The organism is Leclercia adecarboxylata, assembly GCF_006874705.1.
GTDB classification, from domain to species: domain Bacteria; phylum Pseudomonadota; class Gammaproteobacteria; order Enterobacterales; family Enterobacteriaceae; genus Enterobacter; species Enterobacter adecarboxylatus_C.
The window spans coordinates 2,794,763-2,811,577 of record NZ_CP035382.1 but is presented as its reverse complement, the minus strand read 5'-3'; the positions used below and the strand labels follow the sequence as shown (position 1 = coordinate 2,811,577).

16 protein-coding genes are annotated in these 16,815 nt (G+C 52.9%); 12 read left to right on the top strand and 4 right to left on the bottom strand.

The window, feature by feature from the left end; translation table 11 throughout:
* Positions 1-13 precede the first annotated feature (13 nt).
* The 8 genes from ES815_RS14330 to ES815_RS14295 all read left to right on the top strand — a co-directional run bounded on the left by ES815_RS14330 (position 14) and on the right by ES815_RS14295 (position 8,798).
* Complete coding sequence (locus tag ES815_RS14330) at positions 14-1,798, top strand: diguanylate cyclase (RefSeq protein ID WP_142488366.1); 1,785 nt, start codon at positions 14-16, stop codon at positions 1,796-1,798.
* A gap of 78 nt (positions 1,799-1,876) precedes the next feature.
* Positions 1,877-2,209, top strand: a complete 333-nt coding sequence (locus ES815_RS14325; RefSeq protein ID WP_142488365.1) for a DUF1294 domain-containing protein — start codon at positions 1,877-1,879, stop codon at positions 2,207-2,209.
* Between the two features lie 60 nt (positions 2,210-2,269).
* A complete protein-coding gene (locus tag ES815_RS14320; RefSeq protein ID WP_185902335.1) occupies positions 2,270-3,214 on the top strand; it encodes a bifunctional helix-turn-helix transcriptional regulator/GNAT family N-acetyltransferase in 945 nt (314 codons plus the stop codon).
* 253 nt (positions 3,215-3,467) lie between these two features.
* Positions 3,468-4,142, top strand: a complete 675-nt coding sequence (gene paoA, locus ES815_RS14315) for an aldehyde dehydrogenase iron-sulfur subunit PaoA (RefSeq protein WP_142488364.1) — start codon at positions 3,468-3,470, stop codon at positions 4,140-4,142.
* Positions 4,139-5,095, top strand: coding sequence for an FAD binding domain-containing protein (locus tag ES815_RS14310; RefSeq protein WP_142488363.1), 957 nt, complete (start codon positions 4,139-4,141; stop codon positions 5,093-5,095). Before paoA ends, ES815_RS14310 begins: the two co-directional genes overlap by 4 nt.
* Positions 5,092-7,290: an aldehyde oxidoreductase molybdenum-binding subunit PaoC gene (paoC, locus tag ES815_RS14305; protein ID WP_142488362.1), complete on the top strand. Its 2,199-nt coding sequence runs from the start codon at positions 5,092-5,094 to the stop codon at positions 7,288-7,290. The genes ES815_RS14310 and paoC overlap by 4 nt, the downstream gene beginning before the upstream one ends.
* Positions 7,291-7,299: 9 nt before the next feature.
* Complete coding sequence (locus tag ES815_RS14300; RefSeq protein WP_142488361.1) at positions 7,300-8,235, top strand: XdhC family protein; 936 nt, start codon at positions 7,300-7,302, stop codon at positions 8,233-8,235.
* Positions 8,235-8,798 carry an NTP transferase domain-containing protein gene (locus tag ES815_RS14295; RefSeq protein ID WP_142488360.1) on the top strand — a complete coding sequence of 188 codons (564 nt, stop codon included), beginning with the start codon at positions 8,235-8,237 and terminating at the stop codon, positions 8,796-8,798. The genes ES815_RS14300 and ES815_RS14295 overlap by 1 nt, the downstream gene beginning before the upstream one ends.
* Positions 8,799-8,815: 17 nt before the next feature.
* On the opposite strand, the gene ES815_RS14290 is transcribed toward ES815_RS14295, so the two are convergent.
* Together ES815_RS14290 and ES815_RS14285 are read right to left on the bottom strand one after the other, a co-directional pair.
* Positions 8,816-9,208 carry a VOC family protein gene (locus ES815_RS14290; protein WP_142488359.1) on the bottom strand — a complete coding sequence of 131 codons (393 nt, stop codon included), beginning with the start codon at positions 9,206-9,208 and terminating at the stop codon, positions 8,816-8,818.
* Between the two features lie 33 nt (positions 9,209-9,241).
* Positions 9,242-10,153 carry an alpha/beta fold hydrolase gene (locus tag ES815_RS14285; RefSeq protein ID WP_142488358.1) on the bottom strand — a complete coding sequence of 304 codons (912 nt, stop codon included), beginning with the start codon at positions 10,151-10,153 and terminating at the stop codon, positions 9,242-9,244.
* Between the two features lie 92 nt (positions 10,154-10,245).
* Between ES815_RS14285 and ES815_RS14280 the strand changes: the two genes are divergently transcribed.
* From ES815_RS14280 to ES815_RS14265, 4 genes are all read left to right on the top strand, one after another.
* Positions 10,246-10,821 (top strand): CGNR zinc finger domain-containing protein, encoded by a 576-nt coding sequence (locus tag ES815_RS14280; protein WP_142488357.1) that lies wholly within the window; start codon positions 10,246-10,248, stop codon positions 10,819-10,821.
* Positions 10,822-10,951: 130 nt separating this feature from the next.
* Complete coding sequence (locus tag ES815_RS14275) at positions 10,952-11,518, top strand: TetR/AcrR family transcriptional regulator (protein ID WP_142488356.1); 567 nt, start codon at positions 10,952-10,954, stop codon at positions 11,516-11,518.
* A 480-nt stretch (positions 11,519-11,998) separates the two neighbouring features.
* On the top strand, positions 11,999-12,475 hold the full coding sequence (locus tag ES815_RS14270; protein WP_106992061.1) for a DUF1348 family protein: 477 nt from the start codon (positions 11,999-12,001) through the stop codon (positions 12,473-12,475).
* 190 nt (positions 12,476-12,665) lie between these two features.
* Positions 12,666-13,640, top strand: coding sequence for an alpha/beta hydrolase (locus tag ES815_RS14265; protein ID WP_409518836.1), 975 nt, complete (start codon positions 12,666-12,668; stop codon positions 13,638-13,640).
* A 443-nt stretch (positions 13,641-14,083) separates the two neighbouring features.
* On the opposite strand, the gene ES815_RS14260 is transcribed toward ES815_RS14265, so the two are convergent.
* Both ES815_RS14260 and ES815_RS14255 read right to left on the bottom strand, forming a co-directional pair.
* Positions 14,084-15,862, bottom strand: coding sequence for an ATP-dependent nuclease (locus ES815_RS14260; protein WP_142488354.1), 1,779 nt, complete (start codon positions 15,860-15,862; stop codon positions 14,084-14,086).
* Between the two features lie 676 nt (positions 15,863-16,538).
* The gene (locus tag ES815_RS14255) at positions 16,539-16,811 is read right to left on the bottom strand and encodes an ogr/Delta-like zinc finger family protein (protein WP_142488353.1); all 273 of its coding nucleotides are present in this window, start codon (positions 16,809-16,811) and stop codon (positions 16,539-16,541) included.
* Positions 16,812-16,815 lie beyond the last annotated feature (4 nt).

Sequence of the window (16,815 nt, the reverse complement as noted above, 5' to 3'; positions counted from 1 at the left end):
AAAGGAATAAGCCGTGCGTATCGCCACCATCACTAACTGGGCATACGGCGCCACGGTCTGCCTGACCCTCGCTTCCGGGGTGGCCATGTTGATGGCCTCCAGCGCCGAAAACGTTGAGCGGCAGGCCGTTGAACAGCGCTATATATTCGATCGGCTCACCGAAGAGGTGGAGACCGACGCCTGGGCGCTCTCTGACCTGGCGCGGCTGTACGTCATCAAACAGGATCCTGCGACGGCCGACGAGTACCGCCAGAAAGCGGCATCCATGGCCGGGATTGAGCATCGTCTGCAGAAGCTGAAAGACGTGGGCGCCAGTGAGGATGAGCTGGCGCTGCTGCATGAAGGTTTGCAGGTGGCCGATGCACTGCAGGATGAGCAGCAGAGCGCTATCGCCAGCGTGGGGCGCGGGGAGCAACCCCAGGCCATCGCGCTGATGTATGGCGAGCGCTATGAGAACGAGCTGGAGCAGGTACAGAATCAGCTCGACCATTTTCGTCAGATGCTGGACAGGCGTACCGACGCGGCGATTGACGATGCCACGGTAAAATCCCGCGGGCTGCGGACGCTCTCGGAGGTGATGGTCGGCCTGACCGCGCTGATGTTTTTGTTTGTGCTCGGTTTTATCCTTAAACGCCGGGTGCTGCGCCCGGTGGTGCGCCTGAGCGATGTGGTCAACCGGCTGGCCTCGCAGGATTATGCGGTCGAAGCCCCGGACTACCGCCAGATCGATGAGATTGGCGATATGGCACAGGCGATCCGTATCTTTCGCGAAAACGGCCTTGTGCGACAGCGGCTGGAACAGGAGCGTGATGCCGACTGGGCGATCCGCGAGCTGCTGGCGCGCATGACCCAGCGCCTGCAGGGCTGCGAGTCGGTCGAAGATGTCCTGAACGTGGCGCGGCTGTTTGCGCCCGGCATTGCCCCGGGCATTCCCGGACGGCTCTGGCTTCTCGAACGGGATCCGTGGCAGATGCACTGCGCCGCCGAATGGCTCGACCCGCAGGGTGAGTCCGAACCCTTCCACCCGGACCAGTGCTGGGCAGTGCGCCGCGGACAGAGCCATCCGCCGGTGACCGGCGAGCCGGATATTACCTGCTATCACCTGCCCGACGCCTGCGCCAGTCATTCACTCTGCGTACCGCTGATTGCCCAGGGCGAGACCATCGGCCTGCTCTCGTTCCAGAACGTGACCCCGGCAATGGCTCCGTCCCGCGCCTATCTGGAGCTGATGGCTGAGGCCCTCGGCCTGGCGCTGGCCAACCAGCGCCTGCGTGATGCCCTGCTGGAGAAAGCGTTATTCGATCCGCTGACCAATCTGCGTAATCGTCATCATCTGGACGATGCCCTGCGCACCCAGATGAGCCAGGCGCAGCATACCGGGCAGCCGGTAAGCTGTCTGATGATCGATATCGACCACTTCAAAGCCATTAACGACAAGTTTGGTCACGATGCCGGCGATCTGGTGATTAAAAGCGTGGCGACGGTGGTGCAGCGGGCGGTGAGCAACAAGGGGATGGCGTTTCGCTATGGCGGGGAGGAGTTTCTGGTCCTGCTTCCTGGGGCGGACGAGGCCGCGGCCTTTGCCTGCGCTTCCGAAATTCATACCAACGTGCACGGCCTGGCGCTGCGCTATGAGCTGGCGGAGATTGGCACGGTGGATGTGTCGATTGGTATCGCCAGCTATCCGCAGCACGCCCAGAGCGACGCCCTGCTGCGCGCCGCCGACGTGGCGCTGTACCGGGCGAAGGAGCTGGGGCGTTCAAGGATTGTCAGCTTCGGGGGGCTGGAGGCGGGGTGATCGGTATGACGCGATTCTTCTCCCCGTAGAATCGCGTATCATTGCCCTCCCTGTTTTCGTTCATGCCATTGCTGTCCTATGAATCTTAATTACCTCTGTTACTTTCTTCTGGCCCTCGCCGCTGCGGGCAGTGCATCGCTGCCACACCCTTTGCCAATTTGGTTTGTACTTGCCAGCGTGCTGACGTTCGTTATCTATGGCGCGGATAAAATGGCGGCCCGTAAGGCCTGGCGCCGGGTGCCTGAAGCCACGTTGCTGATATTTGGCGTGGTAGGTGGCTGGCCGGGGGCGATCCTCGGCCAGCAGCTGTTTCGCCATAAAACCCAGAAACAGCCGTTTAAGACCCGGTTTATGCTCAGCGTGATACTTAACGTCGCGGTGCTACTAGCAGCGTGGCGGTTCTGGCCTTAATTGACAGCCACTTGTGAAACATGGTTGTATAATACAACTATATTTTAAAGGTTAAGGTTAATGATGGCTGAATCATCGATTGTTGAAGACATCCGTATCTCGTCGCGCCTGATGGTGCGGGAGCTCGGCTTTATGAACCAGACGCTGGCGGCAACGGACTACTCCCCTTCTGTTGTGCATACCCTGCTGGAAATGGAGGCCCGGGGCTCAATGACGGCAGCCCAGATAGTGCAGGTTCTGGGGCTTGAGAAATCCAGCGTCAGCCGGATGCTCGCCAAACTGATTAAGGCCGGTGAGCTGGAAGAAACTCCCTCCACGGAAGATGCACGGTTCAAGCAGCTGAGCCTTAGCGCACAGGGCAAAGAAACCGTGCGGAAGATTAATGCCTACGGCAATGAACGCGTCATTTCAGCCCTGCAAAAAATGGACGCCAGCCAGCAGCGCATCGTTTCCGAGGGTCTTGGCGTCTATGCCAACGCCCTGAAAGCCTGCCGCGATGATGCCGACCTGAACACCAGAAGCGCCATCGAAATTGTCTCTGGCTATCACCCGGGAATGATTGGTCGCATAACGGAAATGCACGGCAGCTTTTATGCACGCGAACACAATTTCGGCAGCTTCTTTGAGAGTAAGGTCGCCGCAGGCCTGGCGGAATTTTCAGGGCGTCTGGATAAGCCATGCAATCAAATCTGGCTGGCAATGCTCAACGGGCGCATCGTCGGATCTGTCGCTATTGATGGCGAAGATCTGGGAAACAATGAGGCGCATTTGCGCTGGTTCATCCTTGACGATGGCTGTCGCGGCGGCGGCGTGGGCAGAAAGCTGATTGCCGAAGCGATGAAATTTTGCGATGAGAGAGCGTTTTCTGCGGTTCAGCTGTGGACCTTTAATAAGCTGGCGGCGGCACGGCGCTTGTATGAGTCATTCGGCTTTGAATTAGCGAAAGAGTGGCAAGGCGATCAGTGGGGTAGCTCTATCACCGAGCAGCAGTTTACGCGCAGATGAGTTGATAAAAGATGGCAGGCATTATTTCATGCCTGCCATCACCGTTATGTAGCGCAACAGACCCGTGCTTGCCGGGGCCGGGTAAATTCTCACGTATTAAAACCTCCACACATTTATCAACTCCCCTCATAACAGCATTCACGATTTAAGAATAATCCCGCCCGCATCGCCGTCTATGCTTAACGTTTAAAAAACAGACGACACAGTCGCGCCCTCTTTCTTTTTATCCCCCTTTAAATACCGGAGGCCTGGCATGAGCAACCAAGGCGAATATCCTGAAGACGGACAGAAACACGATTTCAGCCTCTCCCGACGGGATCTAATCAAAGTCAGTGCCGCTGCGGCAGCGACCGCAGCGGTGTACCCTTGTGGTGCACTGGCCGAGGGCGAGCCCGCCGTCACGCCCGCGCCGGAGATCCTGCCCCTGACGCTGCGCGTGAACGGCAAAAGTCAGCAACTTGATGTCGATACACGCACCACCCTGCTGGATGCGCTGCGTGAAAATTTGCAGCTGACCGGCACCAAAAAAGGCTGCGACCACGGACAGTGCGGGGCCTGTACCGTGCTGGTGGATGGCCGCCGGATTAACGCCTGTCTGACGCTGGCGATCATGCATCAGGATGCAGAGATCACCACCATCGAAGGGCTGGGCACGCCTGACAATCTGCATCCCATGCAGGCGGCATTTATCAAACATGATGGTTTCCAGTGCGGGTACTGCACATCAGGGCAGATCTGCTCTTCTGTCGCGGTACTGAAAGAGATCGAGGCGGGTATTCCCAGCCACGTCACGCTCGATCTGGTCTCTCCTCCACAAATGAATGCGGATGAAATTCGCGAACGCATGAGCGGTAACATCTGTCGCTGCGGCGCGTACGCCAACATTCTGGACGCCATCGAAGACGCCGCGGGGGAGCTCAAATCATGAAGGCCTTTACATACGAGAAGGTAAAAACCCCGGCCGAGGCTGCCGCCAGCGCCCAGGCTAAAAGCGGCGCAAAATTTATCGCCGGGGGCACCAATCTGCTCGATCTGATGAAGCTGGAGATCGAAACCCCTACCCATCTGATCGACATGAACGGGCTCGGTCTGGACCAGATTGTTGCCACCGACGAGGGCGGTCTGCGTATTGGCGCGCTGGTGCGAAACACCGATCTGGCCGCGGATGAACGCGTGCGCCGTGACTATGCCGTCCTTTCCCGGGCGCTGCTTGCCGGAGCCTCCGGCCAGCTGCGCAACCAGGCCACCACGGCAGGTAATCTCCTGCAGCGTACGCGCTGCCCCTATTTTTACGACACCAATCAGCCCTGCAATAAGCGCCTTCCCGGCAGCGGCTGCGCGGCGCTTGAGGGCTTTAGCCGCCAGCATGCGGTCGTGGGCGGCAGCAAAGCCTGTATTGCCACCCATCCCGGCGACATGCCTGTCGCAATGCGCCTGCTGGACGCGGTAGTGGAAACCATTTCCGCCGACGGGAAGGAACGTAAAATCCCGCTGGCCGACTTCTATCGCGCCCCCGGGAAAACGCCCCATATTGAAACCGTCCTGACGCCAGGGGAGCTGATCACCGCCGTCACCCTGCCGCCGCCCGTGGGTGGGCAGCATATCTACCGTAAAGTTCGCGATCGCGCCTCCTACGCCTTTGCGCTGGTCTCGGTCGCCGCGATTGTCCAGCCAGACGGCAGTGGACGCGTCGCCCTGGGCGGCGTGGCCCATAAACCCTGGCGGGTTGAGCAGGCCGATGCGCAAGTCTCTCAGGGCGCTCAGGCCGTCTATGACGCGTTATTTGCCGACGCTCACCCGACGCCTGAAAACGCGTTCAAATTAACCCTAGCAAAGCGAACGCTTGCCTCCGTGCTGACAGAAGCGAGGGCTGTGGTATGAAATTCGATAAACCCGCAGGTGAAAACCCGATCGATCAGCTGAGGGTGGTCGGCCAGCCCCGGGATCGTATTGACGGTTCATTAAAAACCACCGGCACGGCGCACTACGCCTACGAGTGGCATGATAAGGCGCCCAACGCGGCCTATGGCTATGTCGTCGGCTCCGCGATCGCTAAAGGCGAGATAACGACTATCGACACCCAGGCTGCGAAAAATGCGCCAGGCGTGTTAACGGTAATCACCGCCAGTAACGCGGGCGAGCTCGGCAAAGGCGAGAGAAACGCAGCCACGCTGCTGGGGGGCCCGAAGATAGAGCACTACCATCAGGCCGTGGCGCTGGTGGTGGCAGAGACCTTTGAGCAGGCCCGGGCGGCGGCGTCGCTGGTGCAGGTGAGCTACCGGCGTGAAAAGGGATCTTACTCGCTGGCGGAGGAAAAACCCGCCGTCAAACAGCCCCCTGAGAAGACGCCCGATAAAAACACCGGGGATTTTGACGCCGCTTTTTCCGCCGCCGCGGTGAAGCTGGATGCGACCTACACCACCCCCGACCAGAGCCATATGGCGATGGAGCCGCACGCCTCGATGGCCGCCTGGGAGGGCGACAAGGTGACCCTCTGGACCTCCAATCAGATGGTGGCCTGGTGCCGTACCGACCTGGCGGAGACCCTGAAGATCCCGCAGGAGAATGTGCGTGTTATCTCCCCCTATATCGGCGGCGGCTTTGGCGGCAAGCTGTTCCTGCGAAGCGATGCCCTGCTGGCCGCGCTGGCTGCCCGCGCCATCAAGCGCCCGGTTAAGGTGATGCTGTCGCGACCGACGATCCCCAATAACACCACCCACCGTCCGGCCACCATTCAACATATCCGTATCGGGACTGACAGCGCCGGGAAAATTACCGCCATCGCGCACGACAGCTGGTCCGGTAATCTTCCCGGCGGCACGCCGGAGACCGCGGTTCAGCAGACCGAGCTGCTCTACGCTGGCGCGAATCGCCATACCGGCCTGCGGCTGGCAAAGCTGGATCTGCCTGAAGGCAACGCCATGCGCGCGCCCGGCGAAGCGCCGGGTATGATGGCGCTGGAGATCGCCATCGACGAAATGGCGGAAAAAGCGGGCGTCGATCCGGTTGAATTCCGCATCCTCAATGACACTCAGGTCGATCCGGCCGATCCCAGCCGTCCTTTTTCACGTCGTCAGCTTATCGAGTGCCTGCGTACCGGTGCCGAGGAGTTCGGCTGGAAACAGCGCAACGCGACGCCCGGGCAGGTTCGCGACGGGCGCTGGCTGGTGGGCATCGGCATGGCGGCCGGTTTTCGTAATAACCTGTTAGATAAATCCGCCGCCCGGGTGCATCTGGACGCCGCCGGAAACCTGACGGTAGAAACCGACATGACCGATATCGGCACCGGGAGCTATACCATCATCGCCCAGACGGCGGCGGAGATGCTGGGCGTGCCGCTGGAAAAGGTGACGGTTCACCTCGGTGATTCCAGCTTCCCGGTCTCCGCCGGTTCTGGCGGCCAGTGGGGAGCCAACACCTCCACCTCGGGGGTCTACGCCGCCTGCGTCAAGCTACGCGAAGCCATTGCCACAAAGCTGGGTTTCGATCCCGACCAGGCGCAGTTCAGCGACGGCAAGATAACGACTGATACCCGCAGCGCGGACATTGCCGAGGCCGCCGCCAACGGCACGCTGACCGCCGAAGACGGTATCGAATTCGGCGATCTCGATAAGCAGTATCAGCAGTCGACCTTTGCCGGACATTTCATCGAGGTGGGCGTGGACAGTGCGACCGGAGAGGTGCGGGTGCGTCGCATGCTCGCGGTGTGCGCGGCCGGACGCATCCTGAACCCGAAAACCGCCCGCAGCCAGGTGATTGGCGCGATGACCATGGGGCTGGGCGCGGCGCTGATGGAAGAGCTGGCGGTGGATACCCGCCTGGGCTATTTCGTCAACCACGACATGGCGGGGTATGAAGTCCCGGTCCATGCCGATATTCCCGAGCAGAAGGTGATTTTCCTCGATGACACCGACCCCATATCCTCCCCGATGAAGGCCAAAGGCGTGGGCGAGCTGGGCCTGTGCGGCGTGGGCGCGGCCATTGCCAATGCGGTGTATAACGCGACGGGGGTGCGAGTCCGGGACTATCCCATCACCCTGGATAAGCTGATCGCCGACCTGCCGGATGCGGTTTAAGGAGGAACGATGCCCCAACTTTTTAATCTGGCGGACGATCTGCGCCGGACGCCGGAACGGGCGTTTCTGACTGACGACAGCCGGGAGATATTGCGCTTCGCGGTAGAGTCCCTGATATCCGGTAAAGAGGCGGCGCTGGTGATGCTGACCGAGATACGCGGCGGCGCGGCGCGATCCCTGGGGGCGCAGATGGTGGTGCGCGAGGACGGCCAGTACTGTGGCTTTGTCTCCGGGGGCTGCGTCGAAGCGGCGGCGGCCTTTGAGGCGCTGGAGGTCATCGCGACCGGCCAGGATCGCGAGGTGCGTTATGGTCAGGGCTCGCCGTATTTCGATATTGTCCTCCCCTGCGGAGGTGGGATCACGCTGTCCATTCATAAGCTGCGTTCCGCGCAGCCGCTGCTGGCGGTGCTGAACTGCCTCGAGCAGCGCCAGCCCACCGGGTTGCGCTACAGCCCGCAGACCCGGACGCTCACCTGCCTGCCCGCGCCAACCCTCACCGGCTGGCATAACCAGAATATCGAAATTGGTTTCCACCCTTGCGTGCGGATGCTGATCCACGGCGGGTCTATCGAAGCGCAGGCGACGGCGGAACTTGCGGCGACGGCAGGGTATGACATTTGTCACTTTGACCCCTGCTCCGGGAATCATGCCTCGCACATTGATGCCGACACGGCGGTGATCCTGCTGTGGCACGATCTTCACCGGGAGCTGCCCGTCCTGCAGGCCGCCCGCGACGCTAATCCGTTTTACATCGGCGCGCTGGGCAGCCAGCGAACCCACAGTCAGCGACGGCAAAAGCTCAGCGAGCTGGGCTGGCGAGAGGAAGAGATAGATCGCATTAAGGCCCCGATCGGGATCTTCCCGAAAGCCCGGGATGCGCGCACCCTCGCCCTGTCCGTTCTGGCAGACGTGGCTGCCGCGCGCCTGCGCCAGGACGATCGTTAATGCCCTCGCCGGTCGTGATTATTCTCGCCGCCGGACGCGGCGAACGCTTTCTCGCCTCGGGAGGCGAAAGCCATAAGCTGGATGCGCTGTTGGGCGGTCAAACCGTGCTGGCGCATGTGATTGAGGCGGTGGAAGCCGCGCACCTGCCCTGGCATCTTGTCAGGCCCGAGGGCGGCACGGGTGGCATGGGCGAGTCGATTTCGCTTGGGGTCCAGGCGACTTCTGAGGCGTCGGGGTGGTTGATTCTGCCTGCGGACCTGCCGCTGATTCAGCCTGCCTCTTTGCTGAGGGTTGCTGAAGGGCTTAGGGAGAAAGGGGTTGTGGTGCCTTACTATCAGCAACAGGCCGGGCACCCGGTGGGGTTTCGGCGGGAATACGGCGAGGCGTTGCTGGCGCTAAAGGGCGATGTGGGGGCAAAGGAGATAGTGATGGATGCGCGACGGCGGGGGGATGTGGGGGATGTCTGGCTATCTGATATTGGAATTACGTATGATATTGATACGCTAGCAGATTTGCGGACAGCGCAGGAAATACGATACGTAATTTCCAGTGTTCCAGACTGAGACTGTTTTAATTACCCTTATCCAGGGTAATAAAATTCAATTCTTATCCCGCTGGGTTCGTAACACATCATATGCATTGACGGCCCCTCTCTGATAAAGGTTGGCTCAAATTCAATTTCAACCTGATTTGCCTTTAATACATCAAGAAGCTGAAACAGTTCCTCCTTATTTTCGACCCGTAAAGCTAAGTGATGGAGCCCTATATTCGTTTTACGATCGAATTTAACGGGCTCATCGGTTTGTGTTTTCCAGAGCGTTATCGTCAGCGCATTATCCCTCACGAAGATGGCGGGATAATCTTCGCGTCGTTTCACTTCTTCCCAGCCCAATATTTTAGTAAAGAATTCAGCGCTTTCTTCAAGTTTAGATACCGCTAAGCCAATATGTTGCACACCATGCGTCACTGACATTATCTTGATCTCCTGCTCTAACCGGAATGAGCGTTAATTTGACTGGCGGACATGCCGGTCGAGAAAATTACGCACGTCAGCACCAATCTCCTTAGCATGCGTTTCAAGCGCGAAATGGCCGGTGTCATAAAAGTGTATTTCAGCTTTTGGCAAATCACGTTTCCAGGCTTCTGCTCCCGCCGCCATGAAAAACGGATCGTTTTTCCCCCATACGGCTAATAACGGGGGCTGATACTGGCGAAAATAGTGCTGAAACAGCGGGTACATTTTCACGTTAGAGGCGTAATCCAGTAACAGGTCCAGCTGTATCTCCGCATTACCCGGCCGTAATACCTGCATCCCTTCAAGCGAATAGCCATCAGGTGAAACCAGACTCCGATCGGCAACGCCTTCCAGATACTGCCATTTGATTGAAGCCGGCGTCGGAAATTCGCTCAGCGCACTTCGGTTTTCAGCAGTGGGCTCACGCCAGTATTTCTGTATCGGCGCCCAGGCCTCTCCCAGCCCCTCTTCGTAGGCATTGCCATTCTGGGAAATAATGGCTGTCACGCGCTGTGGATGGGCTAACGCCAGTCGCCATCCGACAGGTGCACCGTAGTCGTGGACCATCAGAGCATAGCTATTGAGATTGAGCGCTTCGGCAAACTGACCAATGGTCTTAGCAAGCTGGTCAAAGGTATAAGCATATTCACCTTGCGCTGGCGCGTCGGTAAAACCAAAGGCCGGCAAATCTGGTGCGATTACATGATAACGATCGGCCAGTTGGGGAATAAGGTCACGGAACATAAATGATGAGCCAGCGAAGCCGTGAAGCATCAGTAATACGGGTGATGCCGGATCGCCAGCCTCACGGTAGAAAACATTAACATCGCCTGACTGTTTATAGCGGTAATGGATCTGCATAGCTGGCGAGGCAGATGCGTTATTTGTAATGGAAGTGGTCATGATAAATCCTTTGTAACCGTTAAAGTGATGATTTGAAGGTTACACGCAAATTTGGTAACCTGTCAAAATGATTTTATGAGTTACAGGTAAGTATGGAAATCAAGCAACCCTCTTCTCCGCCTCTCTTCCTGGCCGATAACCTCGCACTGGATTTTATTAACAGTGAATATGGGACAGGTGAGGAGCGGCATGATTGTTTTGAAGACAATCTCAGCGTTATCGACTGGCTGGAAACGGCAGGCCTTGTGCCGAAAGGCACTGAGGCACCCGATGACTTACTGTTTGAAGCCCGTCAGCTGCGCGATGCCGCCAGAGCAGTGGTCCACGCCGCGATGAAATCCGTTGCGGCTAACCTGACGGTGATTAACAAGGTGCTGCAGGCAGGACGTCCCGAGATCGCGCTGCAATGGGATGAAAATACACAGCGATACCGTGTTGAAGTTTGTTCAGACGCGCTTAGCTCCGCAGGCCTGCTCTGGCCCATTGCTGATGCACTGGTGAAACTGGTCACTGACGACAAGTTTGAATACGTGAGGCAGTGTGAAGCCCATAATTGTATTTTGCTTTTCCATGATCTAAGCAAATCGCATCGCCGCCGCTGGTGCAGTATGGCGACGTGCGGTAATCGCATGAAAGTGGCGGCATACCGAAACAGAAAGGGTTCATAGCGATTCTGGTCGCCTGGTTTGCGTTAGTTGACGCGTTCAGGCTGACCGCACCCATCTCATTAACCCATCGGGTCAAAAAGAGTGTTGACGAACCCTTGACCGAGGAGAACGATCGTTCTACCATTAACCTATGAACAAAAACACGACTGACACACGAGAAAAAATTCTCGCGACCGCTGAACATCTGATTTACCAGAACGGTATTCATGCCACCGGTATGGATCTTCTTGTAAAAACTTCAGGTGTGGCCCGCAAAAGTATTTATCGCTATTTCGCCAACAAAGACGAAGTGGCGGCAGCCGCGCTGAACGCCCGGGATGTACGCTGGATGGAATGGTTCAGGACGGAGTGCGACAAAGCGGATACGCCGCAGGATCGCATCCTGAATATGTTCACCGTGCTCAAAGGATGGTTTGAGTCAGAGGGCTATCGCGGGTGCGCATTTATCAATACCGCGGGGGAAGTAGGTGACAGTGCCGATCCCGTTCGCCAGATTGCCAGGCTGCATAAACAAAAAATACTGGATTACGCCCTTGAACTTACCCGCCAGCTGAATATTGATCACTCCTCATCCCTGGCAAGGCAGTTGCTGTTATTGATTGAAGGTGCCATCACCATGTCACGTGTTATGGGCGATTACAGCGCCGCAGATGATGCCAAAGATATTGCTCAGCTGTTACTAAAACAGGTCTCATAAAAGAGGCCTGAATTCCAGGGATGCAATACTCATTGAAATATCCGGTTATACTGGAGGCCCTGCCATATATGTAATTCATTTCATTCCCGAGTGCCCTCGGGAATAGTATCACTTCACATCGACTATTTTATTATCGTTAATCCAAACGTAACGATTCTATCGCATTTCATTTTTCCGCCACCTTATACCCCGCCACCAATTACCACTACAAGTAACTGTTATTAAACAAAAATAAATAGACTTCAATAGCGGTATTTTGTTTTTTTAATCATTTTCAAAAATACTATCTTGACGAGGTAGAACGATCGTTCTACCATCAATTCATAGACAAGACGAACCCTCTGCAAATGAATGTCAGCGCTAATGGATAATGTTGAACCATCAGGGATACCAGGGGCGTTAAATAACAGGGGAGGATTTATGTCTAAGTCCCGAAAAGCAAGTCATACCGGTCTATCCAAATTTACAGGAGTCTTTACCATGTCTGATGCACAAATCCGTCCGCCCCTTCCGCCGTTTACGCTTGAATCAGCGATTGAAAAAGTAAGGCTTGCTGAAGATGGCTGGAACAGCCGCGACGCTGAAAAGGTCTCGCTGGCATATTCCCTGGATACCAAATGGCGTAACCGCGCAGAATTTGCCAATAATCGCGAGGAAGCCAAAGGATTCCTTGAGCGCAAATGGAAAAAGGAACTTGAGTACCGTCTTATTAAAGAATTGTGGGCCTTTGGCGGCAACCGCATTGCAGTCCGATATGCCTACGAGTGGCGTGATGATTCAGGTAACTGGTTCCGTTCTTACGGCAACGAGAACTGGGAATTCGGCGAAGATGGTCTGATGCAACGTCGTTTCGCGTGTATTAATGATATGCCTATCAAGGAAAGCGAGCGCAAATACCACTGGCCGCTGGGGCGTCGTCCGGACGATCATCCAGGGTTATCTGAGCTGGGACTGTAACGCCCCGCTTTATTCCGCAAAGCCCGGCTACTGTCCTGGTCGGGCGCTTGTCGACTTCAAATAATGCCCAGGGCTTATCAGATAGTAATAAGCCCGACGGTTCGCTCATGTAAAAAGCACACAAAATATTGGCATGTATTATTAATCAGGTGACACTATGAATATCAAATCCGCGTTATTGTCTGTCGCAATGGCTGCTGTTTCAGCCAACAGCTTTGCTGATACAGCAGGCCCAGAACGTCATGTTCAACAATTCCTGAATGCGCTGAACGGAAGCGGAGGGAAGCCCATTGAGCAATTGTCTACTGAGGCAGCACGTCAGGTGCTGATCGATGCGCAAAAAGGGGTAACGCTGCCTGCGGCCGACGTCAGTGAAAAAACGATTGAGGTTAATGGGCAAAAAATAACACTGAATATTGTGAAGCCTCATAACGCGACGGGAACATTGCCGGTATTTATGTTCTTCCACGGCGGCGGCTGGGTCCTGGGCGATTTCCCGACACATGAGCGTCTGGTTCGCGACCTCGTAAATGCATCCGAAGCGGTGGCCGTTTTTGTTAACTACACACCCTCCCCGGAAGCGCATTTCCCAGTTGCAATTAATCAGGCTTATGCCGCAACCCGCTGGGTAGCCGAGAACGGTAGTGAAATTGGCGTTGATGGCAAACGCCTGGCGCTGGTAGGTAACAGCGTCGGCGGTAATATGGTAGCGGCCGTAGCGCTTCAGGCCAAACAACATAAAACGCCTGCAATTCGCTATGACGTCATGCTCTGGCCTGTAACTGACGCGAATTTTAATACCGATTCTTATAATCAGTATGAAAACGGCTATTTTCTGACGCGCAACATGATGAAGTGGTTCTGGGATGCCTACACCACCAATGAGAGCGACAGAAATAACATTCTTGCCTCTCCGCTGCGAGCAACAACAGAACAGTTGCAAGGGCTGCCACCCACGCTGATTCAGACTGCTGAACTTGATGTGCTGCGCGATGAAGGTGAAGCTTTTGGTCGCAAGCTTGACGCCGCGGGTGTAGACGTGACGGTTACGCGTTACAACGGGTTAATCCATGATTATGGTCTGCTGAACGCGCTGAGCGACGTTCCTGCCGTACGGACTGCTATTGGTCAGGCGGGTTATCAGCTGAAAGAACATTTGAAATAATGACAAGGCGACCAGCGGGGCTTACCGGCTGGTCATTCTCTACAGATTTCCCCCGCCTTCCTGTGCCGGTTGCCTGATTCGCTCAATGTCCTCTGAAACTCATGTTCATCTTTGTAGGCCGAACAGCATATGCCCCCGCATCTACCCCAGATGCATGTAAATTGCGGGCATATCAGTAGACGCTGGAATACGAGTAATAGATTCAGATTAACAGGGATTTTGGGGAGCTTGAGTGGACGTTGAGAGATGCTTGAGTGGTGCGATAATAGGAACAGAATTGCTAGACAACCAATTGATTATAATGATTTTATAAAAAGAAAAATGATAGATGCCCCCAATAATGCCCCCACCCGCTCTTTTAACCTTCATATCTATGTATTGTTAGTGAAGAATCCTATCTAGAAAGACCCCACAATTTAGGGTCTTTCTAACTTTATAAATTATCAATACGGTTCTTGTACATTTTCGTGAAGATAATCTTGAGTATATTCAATACCAGATGATTCCGTTGAAGCAATTTCCTTCAGAAAAGTAATTATTGGCAAATTAATATCATCTAACCCTATAGTTTTAGAAAATTCATATGCAGATAAAGGTTTCCCTTTTAGTTTATCGTACTGATAGTTATGTGCATGTTCAAAATTTCTAATAGATACATACCGTTTTGCGTAACCACCATTATTAGAAATATTTTCTACAGATTTCCATATTGTATCGTTAAGTGACCAAGCACTATTAGCTTTAGGAGTTTTATTATCCTTTTTTAGCACTCGCACGCCTTTTTCATAAATATATCTTTCATCTGAATCATGGATGATATGAAGTCTAATTTTAAATGTACTTAGGACTTCCAAGAAAAAAGGTATATTATTTTTACTACCCGTATTCAAAACAAAAATCTCTTTATTAGCATAAAATCTGTCTAATAACTCTCTCAATACAATCGCTTCTGTATCACCTTCAACAAGTATAACTTCATCTGCAAAAAAACTTTCGCAAATATGCGGGTTGAATCTATTAAGCATCATGACCTTTTCTTTTACTTCTTCGCTTTTTGTAAATAAATTCTCTTTGGTTTGATATATGTGTGTTGCTCCATCCTCCCCAGCTACAAATCTTACGAGAGATGTATGCTCCTTACTAAGATCTATTAGTTGAGGGTCATGTGATATACAAATAATTTGATAGTTATCTTGGGAAGCTATATCGTACAAAGTTTCGCGAAACCTTCGCTTATTACTTGGATGCAAGTAAAGCTCCGGTTCTTCAAAAAGAATGATATTCTTTTTAACATCAGCTCCATCAGAGCCGTCCTTTGTATCTCTAAAAATACCTAATATATTTACTATAGCTTGCCTTATCAAAGCGTGTCCATGTAAGTCAAACTGTCTATAGTTCCCAGAGCTATCCATTTCCTCAATTTCAGATTTAATAACTTGTAATTTTTCCACAATGGCTATATCTACATTGTCGTCAGATTTCGGCCCAATGGAAATGCTAAAATCACTTTCAAAAGCTTTACAAAGATCCATCGGTTTAAATGGATCCGACTGTATCTTTATTTCCATTTCAGGAAACGTTTTATTGAAATACCTATTTGCTTTTGTGGCTATTTCACTTAATAAATCTTCCCCTTCTACTTTCTCTTGTAAAGCTTTAACTGCTCTAAAAGCCTCATCATATTCTTTTTGATGGTTTTTCTGCAAATTTTTGATGATCCTGCTTTTGATTTCCTTATCCAGCCAAGAAGTTAATGCTTTGATATTTGGTATCGCTTCTATATAAATTATATTAGGGCACGCATTTGTCAATATAGTATCTATGCCACCAAACCCACCTACTACATATTGTTGCGTGTTAGGATCAAACGTTTCTTTTTTTGCCGTCTCGTTTATCTTAACCCAGACCTTTCTTATTTTCACTTGATTTTCACGATCAACCCATTTATCAAGCCCTTTGCCAGCAAAACTTTTATCATCTAATTCCTCTTTTATAAATACAGCTTCAATAATTATTGGTTTTTTAAAATCATGATTATGAAAATCAGTGGGCATTGCTTTTTCAGAAGGTGACGTAAAATATTTATAAGCATGTAGTATGCTTGATTTGCCAATGTTATTCTTACCAAATACAAATACTATATTATTCTCATTAAAGGTAATAACATTATCGTCGCCATTAATAGCTCTAAAATTTTCTATCTTTAGTGTCTTAAGTTTCATACATCCTCCATGCAAATCATGTCAAGAAAGGTAACGCCCTAAGATACCTCCGAAAACTCTGACAAAAAATTTATTTCGCACACTTAAATATTTGGATAAATAAACACTGTTTTTTTATCCAAGAAAAAATATATTTACGGATAGTTAACTTCCATGTTCGGTTAGATATTTTGTGGCCCTCGGCATGCTCATCAGAACGCCCATAGTCTCCACGTACAGATTATCTATCTCATATCTCATTTTCTATGGCTAACCTCGCTACGTTGTTCTGACGCAGCCATACAGCTGCAAAATAAAAACATTGTGGACAAAAACGGCACTACACCGCACCCGCCTGCCACTTTCATACCAGTAAATTTTTTCAGTTTTATTTTTCTACAAATCAGGAAGCCAGCCCGTGCCAGTGCTGGCTCTCTGGCATGAAAACCGGACTGAAAAAAATGAAACTAATTTCACTTTTTTTCAGTTTCTGCACTTTCACGACTGGCGCTAATTTTTTCAGGTGATTGTTTCAGAAGGGATTTTTAATTTTACGTCACTGTTTGGGAAGGGATAACGTCGAACACGAAAATAGTAATATGATTAAATTCAGTTAGTTATTAGAGGTGGATACTGAAAAAGTTTCATCACATTTCAGCAGTGCCGGGCATGCGTCCCACCTCCCGGTCTGCCGCCGTTAAGCCCGTTTTTTTGCCTGAAGCAGAAGTTCCAGCGCCTTATCGCGATCCGGTTCCGGCAGGGCATCAATCAGTTCTTTTACCCTTCCCTGCCCCTTAAGGGCGCTGGGGCTGATGGTATGCGAAAAGGATACGCTCATCACAAAGGTGTGGCCGCATTCAACGTTGGTACAACTACAGTAAACGTCCGCCAGCTGCGGATGCTTGCGGTTGGTCTTGCGGATCGTGGCGTCGGCAAGACATTCGGGGCAGGTCATTTTCATTATGCGCATGCTG

What these genes read in the sequence shown, in the direction of transcription:
- ES815_RS14260 (WP_142488354.1), bottom strand. Translation starts at nt 15,862, where the DNA reads ATGAAACTTAAGACACTAAAGATAGAAAATTTTAGAGCTATTAATGGC.
- ES815_RS14285 (WP_142488358.1), bottom strand. Translation starts at nt 10,153, where the DNA reads ATGACCACTTCCATTACAAATAACGCATCTGCCTCGCCAGCTATGCAG.
- ES815_RS14320 (WP_185902335.1), top strand. Translation starts at nt 2,270, where the DNA reads ATGATGGCTGAATCATCGATTGTTGAAGACATCCGTATCTCGTCGCGC.
- ES815_RS14290 (WP_142488359.1), bottom strand. Translation starts at nt 9,208, where the DNA reads ATGTCAGTGACGCATGGTGTGCAACATATTGGCTTAGCGGTATCTAAA.
- ES815_RS14310 (WP_142488363.1), top strand. Translation starts at nt 4,139, where the DNA reads ATGAAGGCCTTTACATACGAGAAGGTAAAAACCCCGGCCGAGGCTGCC.
- ES815_RS14265 (WP_409518836.1), top strand. Translation starts at nt 12,666, where the DNA reads ATGGCTGCTGTTTCAGCCAACAGCTTTGCTGATACAGCAGGCCCAGAA.
- ES815_RS14300 (WP_142488361.1), top strand. Translation starts at nt 7,300, where the DNA reads ATGCCCCAACTTTTTAATCTGGCGGACGATCTGCGCCGGACGCCGGAA.
- ES815_RS14255 (WP_142488353.1), bottom strand. Translation starts at nt 16,811, where the DNA reads ATGCGCATAATGAAAATGACCTGCCCCGAATGTCTTGCCGACGCCACG.
- ES815_RS14275 (WP_142488356.1), top strand. Translation starts at nt 10,952, where the DNA reads ATGAACAAAAACACGACTGACACACGAGAAAAAATTCTCGCGACCGCT.
- ES815_RS14325 (WP_142488365.1), top strand. Translation starts at nt 1,877, where the DNA reads ATGAATCTTAATTACCTCTGTTACTTTCTTCTGGCCCTCGCCGCTGCG.
- ES815_RS14280 (WP_142488357.1), top strand. Translation starts at nt 10,246, where the DNA reads ATGGAAATCAAGCAACCCTCTTCTCCGCCTCTCTTCCTGGCCGATAAC.
- ES815_RS14295 (WP_142488360.1), top strand. Translation starts at nt 8,235, where the DNA reads ATGCCCTCGCCGGTCGTGATTATTCTCGCCGCCGGACGCGGCGAACGC.
- ES815_RS14270 (WP_106992061.1), top strand. Translation starts at nt 11,999, where the DNA reads ATGTCTGATGCACAAATCCGTCCGCCCCTTCCGCCGTTTACGCTTGAA.
- paoA (WP_142488364.1), top strand. Translation starts at nt 3,468, where the DNA reads ATGAGCAACCAAGGCGAATATCCTGAAGACGGACAGAAACACGATTTC.
- paoC (WP_142488362.1), top strand. Translation starts at nt 5,092, where the DNA reads ATGAAATTCGATAAACCCGCAGGTGAAAACCCGATCGATCAGCTGAGG.